Here is an 18,450-nt window from a genome sequence, read left to right on the forward strand (position 1 = left end):
CAGGTGGGTGCCCGGCAGGACGCCCGCCCGACCGAACCTATTTTACATCGAAGGTGAGCAGGGGCGCACCGGCCAGATACGCCGTGAGCGTGTCGCCAACCTGAACCGGGCCCACGCCTTTGGGTGTACCCGTAAACAGAATATCGCCCTGCTGCAGCAGGAAGTAGCGTGACACAAAGGCAATCAGGTAATCAATTTTATAGAGCATCAGACTGGTGTTGCCGCGCTGCCGTACCTCGCCGTTTACGTCGAGGTGAAAATCGAGGTTCTGGAGGTCCGGAAAATCACTTTTCGGCACGAAACCCGAGATAGGGGCCGAGCCGTTGAAGCCTTTGGCCAGCTCCCAGGGCAATCCTTTCGCTTTCAGCTTGCTCTGCAGATCGCGGGCGGTGAAGTCGATGCCGATGCCGATTTCGTCGTAGTATTTATGGGCGAATTTCGCGTCGATGTTTTTGCCAACCCGGTTGATCTTGACCAGCACTTCGACTTCGTGGTGCACATCGCTGGAGAAGTCGGGGTAGAAAAAAGGCTCATTCCGGAGCGGAATGGCCGTTTCGGGCTTCATAAAGATGACGGGATCGTCGGGTATTTCGTTGTTCAGTTCGTGGATATGGTCCACGTAGTTGCGGCCAACGCAGATGATTTTCATAGGGATGAGCACGGCCCGGGGGCCATCAAACGAAGTGAGCAGATCGGGCCGCCGGCGAAAAAAGCCCGGCGACCGGGCCCGCCCGTCATTAAACGACGGGCGTAGCGACAAATCTAAGGAGTAATGAGGGGCGGGCCACACTGGCCGGGAAAAATCTAAACAAATGCCCGCCGTTGACGGTCTCATACAAGCAAATGCGCCCTGGTTACAGACACCATCACTTAACGCATCGTATACGCATGAAAACTTTCCTGACCGTAGTGGTCCTCGCTGGTCTGGCCGTTGGTTGCCAGAAAGTACCCTTAACCAACCGGAGTCAGCTTAAACTGGTTTCGAACGATCAGCTGCTGCCGCTGAGTGCCCAGAACTACAAAGAAGTACTCGATACAAGCCGCGTGATTCGGACCGGTGCCGACGCCGAGATGATTCAGCGGGTGGGCAACCGGCTGAAAACCGCCATGGAGTCCTACCTGAACGCCAACAACTACGGCGACCGTATCAAGGGCTTTCAGTGGGAGTTCAATCTTATCCAGAGTCCGCAGGTCAACGCCTGGTGTATGCCGGGTGGCAAAGTGGCCTTCTACACGGGAATTCTGCCCTACACCCAGAACGAAGCCGGCGTAGCGGCCGTAATGGGCCACGAAATTTCGCACGCTCTGGCCGATCATAGTGCCGAGCGCATGAGCGAGAGTCTATTGGCCAACGGACTGATTCAGGGTGGGCAGATTGTCACCGGTACTGCCGCCAGCCGCAGCAGCAATCAGGTGAGCGCCATTTTACTGCAGTCAGTCGGGGCGGCCCTGCCCTATGGCTATCAGTTTGGACGGGCCCTGCCCCACAGCCGGAAGCAGGAGTCGGAAGCCGATAATCTGGGCCTGATCTTTATGGCCATGGCGGGTTATAATCCACAGGAAGCCATCAACTTCTGGGGACGGATGGCACAAGCGGGCGGCAATAAGCCACCTGAGTTCCTGTCGACTCACCCGTCGGATGCGCGCCGGATTGCCGACCTGAAGAAACTGCTTCCCGAAGCGATGAAGTATTACAAGCGGTAATCAACTTGGTTATCAGCAAAAAGCCCCCTGTGAAAGCAGGGGGCTTTTTGCTGGGTCAGGTAGCCAGCGGTCAGGCTGGCTGGTGGGCCAGCTCGCGGTGAATCTCGCCGGTCAGGGCCAGCGAATGGAGCCGGGCCTTCATATCGTAGATCGGCATGGTCATAATCAGCTCGTCGGCCTGGGTCTGGGCCATAAAACGGTCGAGCCCCTGCCGCACTGTCTCGGGCGACCCCACCACCGAGCAACTGAGCATCGATTCCATCCCATAAAGTTCATCGGGCGTGGCCAGCCGGGTAATGTCGTCGACGGGTGGGGGCATCTGCGTGGCCCGGCCCCGGCGAATGTTCAGGAACTGCTGCTGCTGCGACGTGTAGAGCCGCCGGGCTTCGGCGTCGGTGTCGGCCGCCACCACGTTAAGCGCCACCATCATGTAGGGTTGGGACAGCGTGTCCGACGGGCGGAACTGGGTACGGTAGGTCTGGATGGCCTGCATCAGGTGGGTCGGCGCAAAGTGGGAGGCAAAAGCGTAGGGGAGTCCCAGCATGGCGGCCAGCTGCGCCCCGTAAAGACTCGACCCCAGGATCCAGATCGGCACCTGCAGACCTCCGCCCGGCACCGCCTGTACCCGCTGCCCCGGTTCAACGTCGGCAAAATAATTCTTCAGCTCCAGCACATCCTGCGGAAAATCATCGGCCTGCGCCGGACTCCGTCGGAGTGCCCGCGAGGTATAGCCATCGGAGCCCGGCGCGCGGCCTAGCCCCAGGTCGATGCGGCCGGGGTAGAGCGATTCGAGCGTACCGAACTGTTCGGCAATAACGAGGGGCGCATGGTTGGGCAGCATGATACCGCCCGAGCCTACCCGAATGGTTTTGGTGCCACCGGCCACGTAGCCGATCACAACCGAGGTAGCGGCACTGGCCACACCCGGCATGTTGTGGTGCTCAGCCAGCCAGTAGCGGTTAAACCCGTAGGCTTCGGCCTGCTGGGCCATGGCCAGCGTGTTTCGGAAGGCGTCGGCCGGGGTATTACCCACAACGACCGAGGCAAGATCGAGAATCGAAAAGGGAATCATAGCGTGTATGGTTGAGCGAAAACGACGGCGGGTCGCTTTCAGTGAATCCTGCGGATTTACAGGTGTAATTCGATGGCGCGGGCCAGCTCGGCAATGCGGGCTTCGTTGCGCCGGTAGTAGGTCCACTGCCCCACACGGGTTGCCTCGATCAGGCCGGCCCGCTGCAGTACGGCAAGATGGGCCGAGGCTGTCGACGGCGAAATGCCCGCTTTACGCTGCAGATAGCCCACACAAACGCCCGCATCGGGCGGAACGGGCGGCAGGGGGCCGGCATAACTGTCGCGCTCGGCCACGGGCTCGGGAAAATGCCGGGACGGGTCTTTCAGCCAGTAAAGCATTTGCAGGCGGACATCGCTGCCCAGTGCCTTGAATATGTCGCGCAGGTCGTGGTTCATTAGTTCGATAATTCGGAAAATAGCGAAATGGTTCCCCGGCCTGATACTGCCATTTTTTCGGGATGATGCGCCCATGAAGGAGAATTTGCTTATTATTGCAACAGAGTTGCATAAATGCGCTGGCTGTGGGTCAGCAGGGGTCGATGCCTACGGATTGGATACGCATAATTTTGGGATTGATATTGACCGCCTTCGTCGCCACGGCGTCGTTGGGGCAGGGGCGTTGCCCCGGCTCACTAACAGGCCGGGTGGTGGGCGCCGACACCGGCGAACCGCTGCCGGGGGCCACCGTCTTCAGCAGCGCGCTGCAAACGGGGGCCGTCGTCGACACCGCCGGTTTTTTCCGGCTGTCGGGCGTGTGTCCGGGCGATTATACCCTTACGTATGCCTTTGTGGGCTACGGCAGCCAGGTGATTCGTGTGCACCAGGGGAGCGACTCGCTCACAACGCTACCGCCGGTTCGGCTGGTACCGAGTAGTCAGACGCTGAATGAAGTCGTCGTGACCGAACACCGCTCCGAAGCCCGGCAGCTGCTGCAGACCCAGACGAGCCTGGGCGGGAGCGCCCTCGATGCCACCCGGGGCCAGACGCTGGGCGAAAGTTTAAAAAGTCTGCCCGGCCTGAACAGTATCCAGACCGGGCCTTCGGTGTCGAAACCCGTCATTCACGGCCTCTACAGTAACCGCATCATCACCCTCAACAACGGCGTTCGGCAGGAAGATCAGCAGTGGGGCTCCGAACATGCCCCCCAGATCGATCCCTTTCTGGCCAGCCGCATCACGGTTATCAAAGGCGCGGCCAGTATCCGCTACGGCTCCGACGCCATTGGGGGCGTTATTCTGGTAGAACCGCGGGCGCTGCCTTCGGTTACTGGGGTGGGGGGCGACATCAACCTGGTGGGCGGTACCAACGGCCGGCAGCAAACGGTTTCGGGTCTTATCGAACAGGCCCTGGGCAAGCGCCTGACGGGATTAAGCTGGCGCCTGCAGGGCACCCTGAAACGGGTCGGCTACGCCCAGACGCCCGCCTACTACCTCGAGAACAGCAGCTACCGCGAAACCAATTACTCGGCCGCCGTGGGCTACACCCGCCAGCGGGCCGGCATCGACTTGTTCTACAGTCAGTTTGCGACCCGGGTGGGGCTGTTTACGGGCGCGCAGGTGGGGAGCCTGGCCGATTTCTACGCGGCTATTGCCCGGCCCGAGCCCCTCAGCCAGCCCGGTTTCTCGTACGCACTCGACCGCCCCTACCAGTACGTGACGCACACGCTGCTGCGGGCGCGGGCCTACCTGCGCTCCGACCGCTGGGGGACGTTCACGGCTACCCTGGCTCAGCAGCAGAACCAGCGCCAGGAGTATGACCGGTTATCGTTCAGCCGTACGACCGACCCCGAACTATACCTGCGGCTAACTACCCAGACGGCCGATTTGCTCTGGGAGCATGCCCCCATCCGGACGGCGGGCGGAGGCCGCTGGTCGGGGAGTGCGGGGCTGAGTGGCATCACGCAGGGCAACGTGCGTCGGTTTCTGTTCCTGATTCCGAACTACCGCAACTACGGCGTGGGGCTCTTTGCCCTCGAGCGCTACGCCCGCAACCGCTGGACGCTGGAAGGTGGGCTGCGCTATGACTACCGCTGGCTGCGGGCGTATTTTCTCGGTGCCACCACCAATGCCGTGACGGCCCAGACCCGTCACTGGCAAAACCTGTCGGGGTCGCTGGCGGCCACCTACCAGCTGCGACCGCAGCTGGCGGTGTCGGGTACCCTCAGTACCGCCTTCCGGGCGCCTACGGTCAGCGATCTATATTCCGACGGGCTGCACCAGAGCGCCGTGGCCTACGAACGGGGCAACCCCAACCTGCGGCCCGAGCAGGCGCTGAACGCCAACCTGGGGATCGATTATACCGGTAGCCGGCTGCGGCTGGAACTGGGGCTCTACAGCAACCGCATTGCCAATTACATTTACCTCAAGCCCGACTCAGTGCCCATTGTCCGGCAGCGGGGGGCGTTTCCGGCGTACACCTACAACCAGGTACTGGCTACCTTCCGGGGGCTGGATGCGACGTTCCAGTACAAGCTGACGCCCCGTCTGTCGCTGCTGTCGCGGAGTTCGCTGCTTTTCGCCTACGACCATACCAACGCCAATTACCTCGTCTACATCCCCGCTAACCGCACCGACAATGCCCTGCGCTATGACGTTATCAGCGCCGACAAGGCCGACAGCCGCCGGATATCGGGCCTGTACCTGAGCGTCAGCAGCCTTTACGTGGCGCGGCAGAACCGGGCTCCGGCCGTCAGCCAGCGGCTCGACAGCGGGCAGCTCATTTTCACCGGCGATTTTGCCCCGCCACCGGCGGCTTATACGTTGCTGGGCGCCGAACTGGGGTTTCGGTGGCAATTGGGGGGGCAACCGCTCCACGTCATCCTGACCGGTACCAACCTGCTCAACCGCGCCTACCGCGATTACCTCGACCGGTTTCGCTACTTCGCCGACGAGCCGGGTCGCAACCTCATGCTGAAGCTGCGGCTGCCGCTGGGCCAGCTGCGCACCGGCACCCGATCATAGCTCATTCTCAATCAATTTATAAACAACCTGTTAGTCTAATCAACGCGTATGAAACGTACCCAACCCTGGTCGCTGCTCGCCCTGTCTGCCCTGCTGCTGCTGAACAGCTGTAACCGCGACGAACAAACCGTGGCCCCGACCGACGACAACGAAGCCATCACCACGGCTACACTCACCCTGACCAACAAAGCCGCACCGACGCAGGTCATCACGGCGACAATCGACAACCTGAACGGCACGGCTGATTTCTCCAAAGCTACGCTGACGCTGAAGGCCAATACGACCTACACCGGCCAGATTACCCTGCTCGACAAGACCAAGACCCCCGTCGTTGTCGCAACCGATGAAATTCGGGAGAAAGCGAACGAGCATCTGTTCGTGTACACATTCACCCCGGCAACCGGCTCGTCGGCCACGCTGGGCGTGACCCTTACCGACAAAGACACCAACCCGGCGCCGGGCCCGTACCCGATCGGGCTGGCCACCGAACTGAAAACCGGAACGGCAACCGGCAATGGCTCCCTGCGGGTGGTGCTGCGCCACCAGCCCAATGTGAAAAACGGCACCCAAACGCCCGGCTCGAGTGATCTGGATACCCAGTTCCCCGTCGTGGTTCAGCCCTGATTTAACCAGTCAACTGGCTGTAGTGAGTTGATCCGCCGGTGATTCGTAAAAAAATTTACGAATCACCGGCGGCTTTTTTTGCCTCAATGATCAGGTTGAGGTCTGTTTTTTGGATTGTAGGATGGTTGCGTAGCACGGAATGGTTTAAGCGTGATAGGTAGAATGGGAATAAGGCAACTGGGGCGTTGGCGACGGTTGGGCAGGAGCGGTGAGGGCCGTAAGCCGACACAGGACGAGGTGTATATTTGTAGGCGCGGGCGCGGTTGCGTTACTGATTGACGCAGGGCCGCGCCCCGGTTCTCGTTTGCGTAACCCGTACCCCATGATCCATTCCCGTCGTTTGTCAGTCCGTCTGCTGGCGGGCTGCGTGGCACTGCTTAGCCTGTCGGCCGCCCGCCCAGACCCCGTTCCCCTGTATAAGAACCCCAAAGCCCCTACTGAGAAACGGGTGCAGGACCTGCTTCGCCGAATGACGACGGCCGAGAAAGTAGGACAGCTGTCGACCCTGCTGGGCTGGGGTATGTATGAAAAACAGGGGGGCACCGTGACCGTCAGCGATGCCTTCAAGAAGGCGGTCGAAGCGCAGCAGATCGGTAGTTTGTGGGCCACGCTCCGCGCCGATCCCTGGACCCAGAAAACCCTCACGACGGGCCTGAATCCGGAAGAGGCCGCCCGCGCTACCAACGCCCTGCAACGCTACATGATCGAACATACGCGGCTGGGTATTCCGCTGCTGCTGGCCGAAGAATGCCCGCACGGGCACATGGCCATTGGCACCACGGTGTTCCCAACGGCGCTCGGGCAGGGCAGCACCTGGAACCCCGACCTGATTCGGCAGATGGCCGCTGCCATTGCCCAGGAGGCCCGGCTGCAGGGCGCTCACATCGGCTACGGCCCCGTGCTCGATCTGGCGCGCGAGCCCCGCTGGTCGCGGGTAGAAGAAACCTACGGCGAAGACCCGGTGCTGGGCAGTCGGATGGGCGAAGCCATGGTGACCGGCTTTCAGGGCCGCTCGATTGGCAGCGGGCAGACCATTATCTCGACCCTCAAACACTTTGCGGCCTACGGCGTGCCCGAGGGAGGGCACAACGGCGGGAGCGTAAGCCCCGGCTTCCGGGCGCTGCACCAGGCTTATCTGCCGGCTTTCCGGGCCGCCGTGAAAGCGGGTGCCCGGTCGGTGATGACAGCGTATAATTCCATCGACGGCGTACCCTGTTCGGCCAATCCGTACCTGCTGCAGACGGTGCTGCGGCAGCAGTGGGGCTTTCAGGGCTTTACCGTGTCCGATCTGCTGAGCATTTCCGGGCTGGCAACGCGCCACCATGTGGCGGCCGACGCCCCCGACGCGGCTGCCCTGGCTATCAACGCCGGCCTCGATGCCGACCTGAGCGGCAGTGGCTTCGGACCGGCTCTGCAGACGGCCATCCGGCAGGGCCGGGTAAAACCCGCTGTGCTCGACACGGCGGTAGCGCGGGTGCTGCGGCAGAAATTTGCGATGGGCCTGTTCGACAACCCGTACGTCGATCCGGCCCGGGCGGCCGCGGGTGTCCGCACGGCCGACCACGTTGCCCTGGCCCGGCAGGTAGCCCGCGAATCGGTGGTGCTGCTGAAAAACGAGGGCAACCGGCTACCGCTGTCCAGAAGCATCCGGCGGCTGGCCGTGATTGGCCCCAATGCCGATAACGTGTACAACCAGCTCGGCGACTACACGGCGCCCCAGGCCGATGGCGTAGTAACCACCGTGCTGCAGGGCCTGCGCGCCAAACTGGGGTCGGCCACGCCCATCACCTACGCCAAAGGCTGCGGTATCCGCGATACCAGCCGAGCGGGGCTGGCCGAAGCCGTGGCTGCTGCCCGGCAGGCCGAGGCCGTCGTGCTGGTGCTGGGCGGGTCGAGTGCCCGCGACTTTCGGACCGATTATCAGGCTACCGGTGCGGCTTCGGTACAGGCTACCGCGGGAGCCGTGAGCGACATGGAAAGTGGCGAAGGGTTCGACCGGGCCTCGCTCGATCTGCTGGGTCGGCAGCAGGAACTGCTCGAGGCCGTGGTAGCAACGGGTACGCCCGTCGTGGTGGTCTATATCCAGGGGCGTCCGCTCAACATGAACTGGGCGGCTGCCCACGCGGCTGCGCTGCTGACGGCCTGGTACCCCGGGCAGGCCGGTGGCGATGCCATTGCCGATGTGCTGCTGGGCGACTATAACCCCGCCGGTCGGCTGCCCCTGTCGATTCCACGGTCGGTCGGGCAATTGCCGGTTTATTACAACGCCCTGAAACCCGAGCCCCACGATTATGTCGAGCTGCCGGCCTCTCCGCTGTTTGCATTTGGCTATGGGCTAAGCTACACCACCTTCGCCTACAGCAACCTGACTGTCAGGGTGTCGGCGACACAGAAGGCCGCTACGATCACGGCCTCGGTGACGGTGAAAAATACCGGCCCCCGCGATGGCGATGAGGTGATGCAGCTCTACGTGACCGATCCGGTGAGCAGCGTTGTAACACCGGTCAAACAACTCAAAGCGTTCCGGCGCGTTTTTCTGAAGGCGGGCGAACAGCGTGTGCTGACGGTTACGCTCCACGCCGACGATCTGAAGCTGCTCAATGCGGCCAACGCCTGGGTGGCCGAGAAAGGCCAGTTTACCGTGCAGGTTGGACCATCGTCGAGCGAGACCCGGCTGACGCGTTCGTTCGAGTTACCCTACACCATTCCCGTTGCCAACTGATGTCGATACGAGTCCCTTATCCCGTGAATCATACCCTGCTCATGGCCCTGCGCAGCACGGCCCTTTCGCTTGCCCTGACGGCCTGTTTGCACCCGGCGCCGGCCCAGCCGACAGCCGCCAGCATACCCACTGCCGGCCTCACCCGCTTTGTCGATCCGCGCATCGGCACCGGTTTTCACGGCCATGTGTTTATGGGCGCCAACGTACCCTTCGGCGCTGTGCAGCTCGGGCCCAGCCAGCTGTCGACGGGCTGGGACTGGTGTTCGGGCTACCACGTTTCCGATTCGACCATCGTGGGCTTCGCCCATACCCACCTCAACGGTACCGGTATCGGCGATCTGGGCGATATCCTGCTGATGCCGACAACCGGTCCCGTTCGCCTGCACAAGGGTACGCCCGCCGACCCTGCCAAAGGCGTTAAGACCGACTGGCGCAGCGGCTACACCTCCCTGTTTCGCCACGCGACCGAGCAGGCGCGGCCGGGCTATTATGCCGTGCGGCTCGATCGCTACAACATCGGCGTGGAACTGACCGCTACCGAACGAGTGGGCTTTCACCGCTACACGTTTCCAAAGGCCAAAGACGCCCATATCCTGATCGATTTGCAGGAGGGAGTCGGCTGGGACCGGGCCACCGATACGTATCTCGAGAAACTAAACGACACGACGCTGGTTGGCTATCGCTACTCGAAGGGCTGGGCCCCCGACCAGCGTATTTACGTCGCGCTGGTCTTTGCCAAACCCATCCGGTCGCTGACGCTTTACCAGGATGAAACGCCCGTGCGGGGGCGTTCGGCCAGGGGGCCGCGTACCAAAGGGGTAGTAAGCTTTGCGACACGGGCCGGCGATCAGGTGCTGGTCAAGGTGGGGGTGTCGCCGGTAAGTTCGGCCAATGCGCTCGCCAACCTGCGGGCCGAAGTGCCCCACTGGCGTTTCGATCAGGTGGTGGCCAGTGCCGATGCCGCCTGGAACCGGGCCCTGGGTCGGGTACGGGTCGAAACTGCCGACCGCGATCGGCTGAAGGTATTTTACACGGCGCTTTACCACACGCTGACGGCCCCGTCGATCTTCAACGACCGCAACGGCGACTACCGGGGGGCCGACGGACAGGTGCATACGGGTGCCGGTTTCACGAACCTCACCACGTTTTCGCTCTGGGATACCTACCGGGCGGCTCACCCGCTCCACACGCTGCTGCACCCAACCCGGGTGGGCGACATGATCAACAGCATGCTGGCCATTTTTGAGCAGCAGGGCAAACTGCCGGTGTGGCACCTGGTCGGTAACGAAACCAACACCATGCCCGGCAACAGTGCCATACCGGTGGTGGCCGATGCCATCCTGAAAGGCATCGGTGGCTTCGATGTATCGAAAGCTTATCAGGCCATGAAAGCCAGTGCCATGCTCGACGAGCGGGGCCTGAACTGGGTGAAACAGACCGGGTATATCCCCGCCGATGCCGAGGTCGAAAACGTGGCCAAAGGACTTGAATTCGCTATCGACGACTGGTGCCTGGCGCAGGTTGCCCGCAAGCTGGGCCAAACGGCCGATTATGCGTATTTCAGCAAGCGGGGGCAGTATTACCGCAATTACTTCGATCCGCAGACCCGGTTCATGCGTGGCCGCGTGTCAGACAGCACCTGGCGAACCCCCTTCAGCCCGTTTGTGTCGCGCCACATGAAAGATGATTTCACCGAAGGCAACGCCTGGCAGTACACCTGGCTGGTGCCGCAGGATGTGGAAGGGCTGATGACGCTGCAGGGGGGCGAAGGCGGCTTTGTGCAGAAACTCGACTCGCTGTTTGTGGCCAAGGGCGATCTGGGTGAAGAAGCCTCGGGCGACATCACGGGGCTGATCGGGCAGTACGCCCACGGCAATGAGCCAAGCCACCACATTACCTACCTGTATGCCTATGCCGGCCAGCCCTGGAAAACCGCCGACAAGGTGCGTTACATCCTCGACAGTCTGTACGCCAGCCGGCCCGACGGACTCTGTGGCAACGAAGACGTTGGGCAGATGTCGGCCTGGTACGTACTGTCGGCCATGGGCTTTTACCCGGTCAATCCCGCCAACGGGCTGTATGTCTTTGGCAGCCCGGTTTTCGACGAGGTTACGCTCAACCTGGATGCCGGCCGGACATTTCGGATCCGGGTGAAAAATAACAGCGCCCGCAACCGCTATATCCAGCGCATGCGGCTCAACGGTAAGCCCTACACCCGCTCGTACCTGCGCCATTCCGACATCCTGGCCGGGGGTGATCTGGTGATCGAGATGGGCGATCAGCCAAGTCGGGTCTGGGGCGTGGCCCCGGCCGATCGGCCCCGGTCGATGCCTGAGTAGCCTGAACCGCGTGAACCCGTCAGGCGGTCCAAAACTGAAACCCCCGACCAGCGCGCTGGTCGGGGGTTTCAGTTAATAGCAGGGATCAAAAGCTATAGAGCGATATGATCACCAGGTCATAGCAGGCGTTTAGTCACGCAGGCAGGCAAACGAGAAACGTGGTTTGCCGACCGGGGCACTGGTGGCGGTTATGGTCCTGCCATGATTCAGAACAACCTTATCTCAGATGGCCAGCCCGACCCCTGTGCCCGCGTATTTGTTCTTGCCGGCTAGCCAGGGCAGCAACTAAGCAGGGGAGGAGCTTTCCAGCAGTTTGGCCAGGAGCGCCCGGTCATTTTTAGTGATGACCGATTGATTTTCACCAAGCGCATCGGGGTCTCCCGTTTCCAGAAAACGTAACATATGGGAGGCCGCGCAGAAAACGCCGATTCCCCACCAGGATTGATCATTGTGCAGGGAAACTGCAAAAAGTGCTTTGGGTTCTGTGCCCGCTTCGTCGTACGCGCTTGTTACCTCGACAGTCAACCGGTTTTTGGCCGGTTGAACGGATTGAACATCGCAGGCAAAATGGAATGGATAAATCTTGAGCACCCGGATGTGCTGGATGGCGTAAGCGCCTGTAAATAGTTTTTTGCCCTGTGCCTGCTTCCGAACAATTTCTTTGTAGATAGAATCCATAGTCTTAGTTATATCGGCGGTGTACCAGCAAACAAAATATTCAGAAATGGGAGATCATGTAATGGGCTGGTTTACAGAAGTTAATAATTCAGTTTTAATGCGCCGAACTAGTTGATTGTTTAAGCCCTGACCTAATTTATTTACTAAAAGGCAACTAAACGTATGTCAACGGTAAGTGATTTATTTTCACGGACTAACAGGTGATTTTTTGATATATAGTAGATCGATTTTGTATACATTTTTTGATAAAGTGAGCGGATACATGCGATCTGCAATTAAATCGAATGTATAGCCAGTTGTGATTCAGAAAAGACGTTTATCGATACCATCTGGTTCAACCCCCACTACGATCAATGCCTGCTGGGTTGTGGTTTGGATTGTGCGCCTAGACGCATACAAAAAGCCCGGACCAATGATCCGGGCCTTTGCGGGCTTACATTGCAGTCAAAGTAATAGTGTATAGTTCAGGCGAACCCCATACAATCAGCTTTGGCATACTCGTTCAGTATGGGCTTGCCGTTACGTATCGATTTGGGGGGCGTATTTCCGGACATGCAGGCCTGCTGGCCCCCCCAAACAGTTAGAGGATCATGGTCAATCGTTGTCTGAACACCTGGGCTTGCGGATAGCCGTCGGGATAGATCATACAAGGATCACCCGTATCCAAAAAAGCAAGCACGGCCTGAGCCGGACAGTCGGCCCGCAGCCCATACCAGGTCTGTTCGCTCTGGATTGTGAGCCCGTAGGAAGCCGGCGATCCATGGATCAGCACAGTTAACAGCAGCATCGGTTTTATCGATTCCGGGGATATCATTTCGATGCAAAAGCCGACCTGGTGGCGATTGGTAATGGAGTGCATGCGGTAGCGCCCCCCCAGAATTGCAGCATTCTGATAGCGCGACAAAACGGTTGTGTACAATGAATCCATAGTGACGGTGGGGAGCAATCGCTATCCATTCTTACAGCGGGAAATAGATACTGTTCCCTAGGTATTTACCGACTACATACGACTTCTTGACAGGGCCTGGATTTGAAGTAGCGTAAAAATACCCAAGGAAAGATTATAATTTTTATTGTTTTGTTTATACATATAGGGCAATATGAATGACTATTTGTGCTCTTCAGGGTATTACCGGATCGGAAAGTCGTAGAACGCGTTCGCTAAGCTGAAAAGCCTCGTGGCGGTTGAGCATGAGCCCGATCGCTTTATCCAGATCGACTAACGGGCTACCCACTAAGGCAAACTGTTGATAGCGTGGGCTGCATGAGGGCGGCAGAGCCATTATCCTGAGCGGGGGCGACCCTGGCAGGTAGCGCGGCCGCCTGCAGGAGCCGTGTGCAAGGCTGTCTCGAAGGTGTCATTGCTGACCGGCAGGGCAATAGTCGGCTGGTTGGGGTAGGGTCGATCGAGAGGCAATCACGGCGATCGCTAAAACGTAGCTCGGCCACGTTCGGGCCAGCCGAGCCGCCACCGCACCCGTGAACAGAGCGGGTGCGCCCGTGCGGAGAAAAGCCTGTTGCCCTTAGTGGCAGGCTTTTTTTTATTGTCCAGAATCTGGATAGTTATCCCTTGACTGGACAAATCATACTGGTAGAAAGGGCCATTCGGGCCAGATTAGCCGGTTTTTCGCTATGGCATCCTTTTCGCCCAGGTATTACTATCGTCCCTCATACGAAGGGAAGGTGTGGATAGAAGCAGAAAGCCCGCCCCAACTTGGGGTGGGCTTTTTTTCTATTGCATTAGGCTACTTATTAACATTCCGCCAGCAGATAATCCTCGTTTAGTTGAGTTGCGACATAACCGCTCAGCAGGCCAGCGAATCAACTGACCCGGATGACGGATTGACGCATACGAAGAGGTATGGATTAATTGTGAAGTTTATTATTGATCGAGATTTTACTGCATCATTTGCTCCCGTATATAGTTAACGGGGGAGCTGCCAAAGCCCAGAAACGTTTCGTGAAAGTCTTTCAACGTATATCGGTTGCCTAATTTTATTTTGTACTCATTACGAAGCGCATGAATGACTGAAGCGCCCGTATAATAAGAACAGAGCTGCACCTGGGAAACGGTTGCTCTGTGGTATTTATCTTCTGCCTGTGCATTTGTTTGAAAACACTCTTTGGTTAAAAAATGAATTATAGAATTTTGCGATGCATTGAGACATTGAATCTCATAATCAATTAATGCATTAGACAGTACTTTAAGCTTCCACTTGTAAAATACTAGTTCCAGTTCCGGCGCACCACCACCCCATCCATTTTCCAACATCATATCCTCGGCATAAACAGCCCATCCTTCTATCATTGCGCCATTGCGAAAAACTGACCGGACCACATCCGGCGAATTTTTCTTGTTATAAATGCCCTGTACACAGTGCCCGGGTACGGCTTCGTGTATAGATAATATTTGTGAGCCATACTTGTTAAATTCGCGTAGTAAACCATCTGCTTTTTCGGCTGGATAGGTGGTTAGGTCATCTATATTGAAATAGGTAGCACCCTGCAATTGATAAGGTGGAGTAAACTCCGCAGTAGCAGTAGCCAGTCCCCGGCCGTATTCGGGCATAAGTCTCACCAGTATTGGCGTTCCCACTGTGTCCAGATCAAGTAAGTTTTTTTCAATAACAAATTTTTTCAGCCTGTGGACCTGATTGGTAAGCGAGTCGAAAAAAACAGAGGGCGTAGCATGTTGTGCTTCAACTTTATCCAATACCAGTTGCACGAGCTGCCTGTCTTCGGTAGGTTTTGGCTGGTTGTCGTAATAGTTTCGCCATAAACTGTTTGCAACGATTGTCATTTTTTGACGATACACTTTCTTCTCGGCCAATGCTTTTCTATATAGTTCTGCCGGGGTATAATTTGTCGCAAGGTCAAATTTGAATTTTGTTGCATATAAATCTTTGCCGATTCTAAACGATCTGAAGTCATAATTTTTGTCAGCAATTATTACTTTCAAATCGTCCACATATCCGTTAACTGCCTTATTTGTTTTTTCTACATTTTGTCGTAAAGAAGATTTCTCCGCTTCTGTTAAATGGGAAGCGTTTATGGAATCGCTTAGCGCGGCTCCAAAAAGAGTAATTCCGCCTTGGTTTTGCCTGATTGCCAATTCAATGTGTTCCTTCGTTGGCTTATGAAGCATACGAAGAGCTGCTCTATAATAGTCATCCACATGTTGTAAATGCGTAGTGAGAATGATAAGCTTTTTATCTAATGGGGCATACGGTTGATTAAGAATGTAGTCGCACTCACGGCTTATGTTGTATAATGAAGCATCCCATTCCTGCCGCCTGAAAACAGACTGGTACCAGATATTACTTTGTAGCTTATTTTTTATGATATTAAGGCTTATCTTGTTATTACTATTAAGCTTGGTGACCTTCACTTTAGTTAGAGAGTCAAGCCAACGTTCGGCGAATGCAATATCGCTTGCGATCGACATCTTGCCGGGTATGATTAATTCTTCATAGTATTTGCCATAACCGGCAAATATAGCTTCGGAAGGATGTTGTTTCCAGTATGCATCTAACAGACGGTTTTCTAAGTATGAAAATGCTTTATTTGCATCCTCAGCAGCTTTTTGTTTTGGTGGTCTAAAGCCATATGAAAAAACAGACAGGGATATAAACAGACAGGTAACATAGTTGTTTGTCATGGCCTTTTTTAGTTAATCTGTGAGTGGTCGGGCCGGATTTATCGTCGGCCTGGTCTTATTGAACACGTTAGGCAATCCAATCGAATTAAGCACCTTTGACCATATGTTCGTTCAGGACAACACCAGAACGGTGACGTAAGCGAATGCGAAATGTGCGCTGACGTTATTGATGGGACGTGACGACCCAATTTCCAGGACCGGTATTATTCGGAGCTCCTTTCTTGCCGATGAATATCCATCGGTAGCCCGATAAGATTGAGCGTGGTGAACTGTACGTTAATTCTGAATCAAGTTGCTGTCTCTCGTCCATGAATGATACCGGTTCGGATCCAGCTTCAGGGGATACGCCGGCCACGATTTCGGCTAGTTGTTTGGGAAACGATCTTCTCAGACGATGCGCCTGTAAAGCCGACGAACAGGCAACCAGACTGCTGAACGATGCGACCAGTAACGAACGAACCAGCAAGCCGGATGTGACGGGTGTCTTCATGATTGAAGGGGGTATAAAAGAGGTGTGGATAGACGCTTTTTTTATTGATTCAGTGAGGCCGGTTAGTTCTTTTTAGCGATGGCTAGCTGACTCTTGATCCAGTTATCCAGCTTGGCCTCAAAAATGGCCAGGGGCATCGGCCCGTCTTTCAGCACCTGATCGTGGAAGGCCCGGATGTCGAACCGATTGCCCAGGGCTTTCTCCGCCTTTTGGCGTATCGCCATGATTTTCAACTCGCCAATCTTGTAGGAAACGGCCTGGCCCGGCATGGCGATGTAACGCTCTACTTCCTGAATAGCTACAGCCTGCCCGATGGGTTCATTGTCTAAACTGTACTGAATGGCCTGCTCCCGCGTCCAGCCTTTATGATGAATGCCCGTATCGACTACCAGCCGAATGGCCCGGTGCATTTCGCCCTGGTAGCGGCCCAATAACTGGAAAGGATTGGTATAAAGACCCAGGACCTTCCCCAGACTCTCGGCGTATAACCCCCAGCCCTCCGTGTAAGCCCCGTAACCACCAATTTTCTGAAAGGCCGGGAGGGAGCTGTTCTCGTTTTGGAGCGAAATCTGGTAGTGGTGACCCGGAATGGCCTCGTGCAGAAACAGGTATTCCATACCCCAGTAACTGAACCTGGCCGCATCGGGCACGGGGAAATAAAAAACGCCGGGGCGTGAGCCGTCGGGTGTGCCAGCCATATAATGAGCAGCTGTCGAAGCAGCCCGGTACTTCTCGATCGGACGAATCTCGAACGCTGTTTTCGGGACCAGGTTGAACAGGCTCGGTAACTGAGGTTTCATGGTCTGGTAGATTTGCTGAAACCCAGCCAATACGGCCTCATCCGTTTTAAACGGAAAGAATTTAGGGTCCGTATTGACATAGGTAAAGAACGCTTTCAAATCGCCGGCAAAACCCACCTGCTGCCGGATGCCTTCTATCGACTGCCGAATCCGTTTCACCTCGCTCAACCCCAGGGCATGCACCTCATCGGGCGTCATGTGCGTCGTTGTCCAGTATTTTACCAGGTACGCATACTGTGCTTTTCCATCGGGCAGGGCTTCAAGGCCAACCGTTTCGCGGCACCGGGGCAGATACTCGTTCTGGAGGAACGTGTAGAGCCGACGGTAAGCAGGTATAATCTGTTCGGTAATGGCGGAGGTATACGCCGTTGTCAGGCGTTGTTTATCTTCAGCGGAGAAGGTAGTTGGCATCGTTTGTACCGGCTTGTAAAAAACACTGTTCGTCACATCGTCGACGAGCATCGCTTTTATTTGGGGTAATACCTTCCCGATTACCACCTTTGGCTGCATATAGTGCTGCGCCATACCGGTCCGCATGTTGGCAATGGCGGTATCGGTCTGGGCCACGAAGCCATTGACACGTTTCAGGAAATCGTCGTAGTCTTTCGCTGACTTAAACGGATGAACACTGGATCCGGAACCCAGCTGGGAAAAATTTGATTGAAAATCCCGCATCTGGTTCATGGGCGTCAGATGGTTTGGTAATTCCATGGCTGCCAGATTAGTTGTCAAGTTGTAGCGCAGAATCTGGTAGTTAAGCTTATCCCGCTCACCGAGTTGCTTCTCGTCAAAAGCGTTCAGCCCATCCAGATACCGTGTGTACAACCGCTTCATTTGATCGCGGTAGAGCTGGCTGAACATGTTTTCGAGTTGATCGTTGTAGCGGTAATCCCCCAGGTACGAAGCCTTCGTTGGATTCAGTGTCAAAAAATCTTCGTAATAGCCCGTCAACAGAGCCTGAAAGCCAGCCGACGCCGGGGCGGGTGTTTGCCCGAAGGCCAGTGAAGAGCAAGTCAGTAAGAACAGGAGCAGGCAGGTAGGCATAAATAGATAGAAATTTAGATGAGGTGGTACGAAAGGAAGTGACGGGAAATGTTGCATAGATGTGCCAGTCAGAAAGTAGCTGGAATAGTAATCTTGGACAGTTCCAGGTGCGTGAGCATGGACAGGGAAGCCGTAATCAGGGCGAGGCTAACGGCCAGCGCTAGTGCGGTACAGGCCAGGACCATAGTTGTTGTAAGCGGGGCGGACTATTGTTGGTACGATTGCATGGTGTGGATAGAAGTTTATACTGGTCATCGATTGCTGGTACCAAATGGGTACGCCCTGTTTCGATACCACAAAACTCCCCCATTGCCCACCAACCCCCTGTCCGATCTGGGTCATATTCCGTCCGATTGGGGA

General features: G+C 56.8%; 13 protein-coding genes. 5 read left to right on the top strand and 8 right to left on the bottom strand.

The window, feature by feature from the left end; translation table 11 throughout:
* Positions 1–37: 37 nt before the first annotated feature.
* On the bottom strand, positions 38–649 hold the full coding sequence (locus ACYVAC_RS18360) for a fumarylacetoacetate hydrolase family protein (RefSeq protein WP_461099235.1): 612 nt from the start codon (positions 647–649) through the stop codon (positions 38–40).
* A 239-nt stretch (positions 650–888) separates the two neighbouring features.
* On the opposite strand from ACYVAC_RS18360, the gene ACYVAC_RS18365 reads away from it, so the two are divergent.
* Positions 889–1,704 (top strand): M48 family metallopeptidase, encoded by an 816-nt coding sequence (locus ACYVAC_RS18365; RefSeq protein WP_461099236.1) that lies wholly within the window; start codon positions 889–891, stop codon positions 1,702–1,704.
* A 70-nt stretch (positions 1,705–1,774) separates the two neighbouring features.
* Here the strand turns inward: ACYVAC_RS18365 and ACYVAC_RS18370 are convergent, their stop codons facing one another.
* Together ACYVAC_RS18370 and ACYVAC_RS18375 are read right to left on the bottom strand one after the other, a co-directional pair.
* The gene (locus tag ACYVAC_RS18370; RefSeq protein WP_461099237.1) at positions 1,775–2,776 is read right to left on the bottom strand and encodes an LLM class flavin-dependent oxidoreductase; all 1,002 of its coding nucleotides are present in this window, start codon (positions 2,774–2,776) and stop codon (positions 1,775–1,777) included.
* A 56-nt stretch (positions 2,777–2,832) separates the two neighbouring features.
* Positions 2,833–3,171 (bottom strand): ArsR/SmtB family transcription factor, encoded by a 339-nt coding sequence (locus ACYVAC_RS18375; protein ID WP_461099238.1) that lies wholly within the window; start codon positions 3,169–3,171, stop codon positions 2,833–2,835.
* Between the two features lie 182 nt (positions 3,172–3,353).
* Here ACYVAC_RS18375 and ACYVAC_RS18380 point away from each other — a divergent pair, with 182 nt between their 5' ends.
* From ACYVAC_RS18380 to ACYVAC_RS18395, 4 genes are all read left to right on the top strand, one after another.
* Positions 3,354–5,735 (top strand): TonB-dependent receptor, encoded by a 2,382-nt coding sequence (locus tag ACYVAC_RS18380; protein ID WP_461099239.1) that lies wholly within the window; start codon positions 3,354–3,356, stop codon positions 5,733–5,735.
* Between the two features lie 48 nt (positions 5,736–5,783).
* Positions 5,784–6,359 (top strand): hypothetical protein, encoded by a 576-nt coding sequence (locus ACYVAC_RS18385; protein ID WP_461099240.1) that lies wholly within the window; start codon positions 5,784–5,786, stop codon positions 6,357–6,359.
* Positions 6,360–6,681: 322 nt separating this feature from the next.
* Positions 6,682–9,081: a glycoside hydrolase family 3 N-terminal domain-containing protein gene (locus ACYVAC_RS18390; RefSeq protein ID WP_461099241.1), complete on the top strand. Its 2,400-nt coding sequence runs from the start codon at positions 6,682–6,684 to the stop codon at positions 9,079–9,081.
* Positions 9,081–11,420: a GH92 family glycosyl hydrolase gene (locus ACYVAC_RS18395; RefSeq protein ID WP_461099242.1), complete on the top strand. Its 2,340-nt coding sequence runs from the start codon at positions 9,081–9,083 to the stop codon at positions 11,418–11,420. Before ACYVAC_RS18390 ends, ACYVAC_RS18395 begins: the two co-directional genes overlap by 1 nt.
* 285 nt (positions 11,421–11,705) lie before the next feature.
* Here ACYVAC_RS18395 and ACYVAC_RS18400 read toward each other — a convergent pair whose 3' ends face one another.
* The 5 genes from ACYVAC_RS18400 to ACYVAC_RS18420 form a co-directional block, all read right to left on the bottom strand.
* Positions 11,706–12,098: a hypothetical protein gene (locus ACYVAC_RS18400; RefSeq protein WP_461099243.1), complete on the bottom strand. Its 393-nt coding sequence runs from the start codon at positions 12,096–12,098 to the stop codon at positions 11,706–11,708.
* A 580-nt stretch (positions 12,099–12,678) separates the two neighbouring features.
* A complete protein-coding gene (locus tag ACYVAC_RS18405) occupies positions 12,679–13,026 on the bottom strand; it encodes a hypothetical protein (RefSeq protein WP_461099244.1) in 348 nt (115 codons plus the stop codon).
* Between the two features lie 969 nt (positions 13,027–13,995).
* Positions 13,996–15,756 (bottom strand): DUF885 domain-containing protein, encoded by a 1,761-nt coding sequence (locus ACYVAC_RS18410; RefSeq protein ID WP_461099245.1) that lies wholly within the window; start codon positions 15,754–15,756, stop codon positions 13,996–13,998.
* A gap of 163 nt (positions 15,757–15,919) precedes the next feature.
* Positions 15,920–16,246, bottom strand: a complete 327-nt coding sequence (locus ACYVAC_RS18415; RefSeq protein WP_461099246.1) for a hypothetical protein — start codon at positions 16,244–16,246, stop codon at positions 15,920–15,922.
* A 62-nt stretch (positions 16,247–16,308) separates the two neighbouring features.
* Positions 16,309–18,090 carry a DUF885 domain-containing protein gene (locus ACYVAC_RS18420; RefSeq protein WP_461099247.1) on the bottom strand — a complete coding sequence of 594 codons (1,782 nt, stop codon included), beginning with the start codon at positions 18,088–18,090 and terminating at the stop codon, positions 16,309–16,311.
* Positions 18,091–18,450: the final 360 nt, after the last annotated feature.

The sequence above is a fragment of the Spirosoma luteolum genome, assembly GCF_054778875.1.

What these genes read in the sequence shown, in the direction of transcription:
- ACYVAC_RS18360 (WP_461099235.1), bottom strand. Translation starts at nt 649, where the DNA reads ATGAAAATCATCTGCGTTGGCCGCAACTACGTGGACCATATCCACGAA.
- ACYVAC_RS18365 (WP_461099236.1), top strand. Translation starts at nt 889, where the DNA reads ATGAAAACTTTCCTGACCGTAGTGGTCCTCGCTGGTCTGGCCGTTGGT.
- ACYVAC_RS18370 (WP_461099237.1), bottom strand. Translation starts at nt 2,776, where the DNA reads ATGATTCCCTTTTCGATTCTCGATCTTGCCTCGGTCGTTGTGGGTAAT.
- ACYVAC_RS18375 (WP_461099238.1), bottom strand. Translation starts at nt 3,171, where the DNA reads ATGAACCACGACCTGCGCGACATATTCAAGGCACTGGGCAGCGATGTC.
- ACYVAC_RS18385 (WP_461099240.1), top strand. Translation starts at nt 5,784, where the DNA reads ATGAAACGTACCCAACCCTGGTCGCTGCTCGCCCTGTCTGCCCTGCTG.
- ACYVAC_RS18390 (WP_461099241.1), top strand. Translation starts at nt 6,682, where the DNA reads ATGATCCATTCCCGTCGTTTGTCAGTCCGTCTGCTGGCGGGCTGCGTG.
- ACYVAC_RS18395 (WP_461099242.1), top strand. Translation starts at nt 9,081, where the DNA reads ATGTCGATACGAGTCCCTTATCCCGTGAATCATACCCTGCTCATGGCC.
- ACYVAC_RS18400 (WP_461099243.1), bottom strand. Translation starts at nt 12,098, where the DNA reads ATGGATTCTATCTACAAAGAAATTGTTCGGAAGCAGGCACAGGGCAAA.
- ACYVAC_RS18405 (WP_461099244.1), bottom strand. Translation starts at nt 13,026, where the DNA reads ATGGATTCATTGTACACAACCGTTTTGTCGCGCTATCAGAATGCTGCA.
- ACYVAC_RS18410 (WP_461099245.1), bottom strand. Translation starts at nt 15,756, where the DNA reads ATGACAAACAACTATGTTACCTGTCTGTTTATATCCCTGTCTGTTTTT.
- ACYVAC_RS18415 (WP_461099246.1), bottom strand. Translation starts at nt 16,246, where the DNA reads ATGAAGACACCCGTCACATCCGGCTTGCTGGTTCGTTCGTTACTGGTC.
- ACYVAC_RS18420 (WP_461099247.1), bottom strand. Translation starts at nt 18,090, where the DNA reads ATGCCTACCTGCCTGCTCCTGTTCTTACTGACTTGCTCTTCACTGGCC.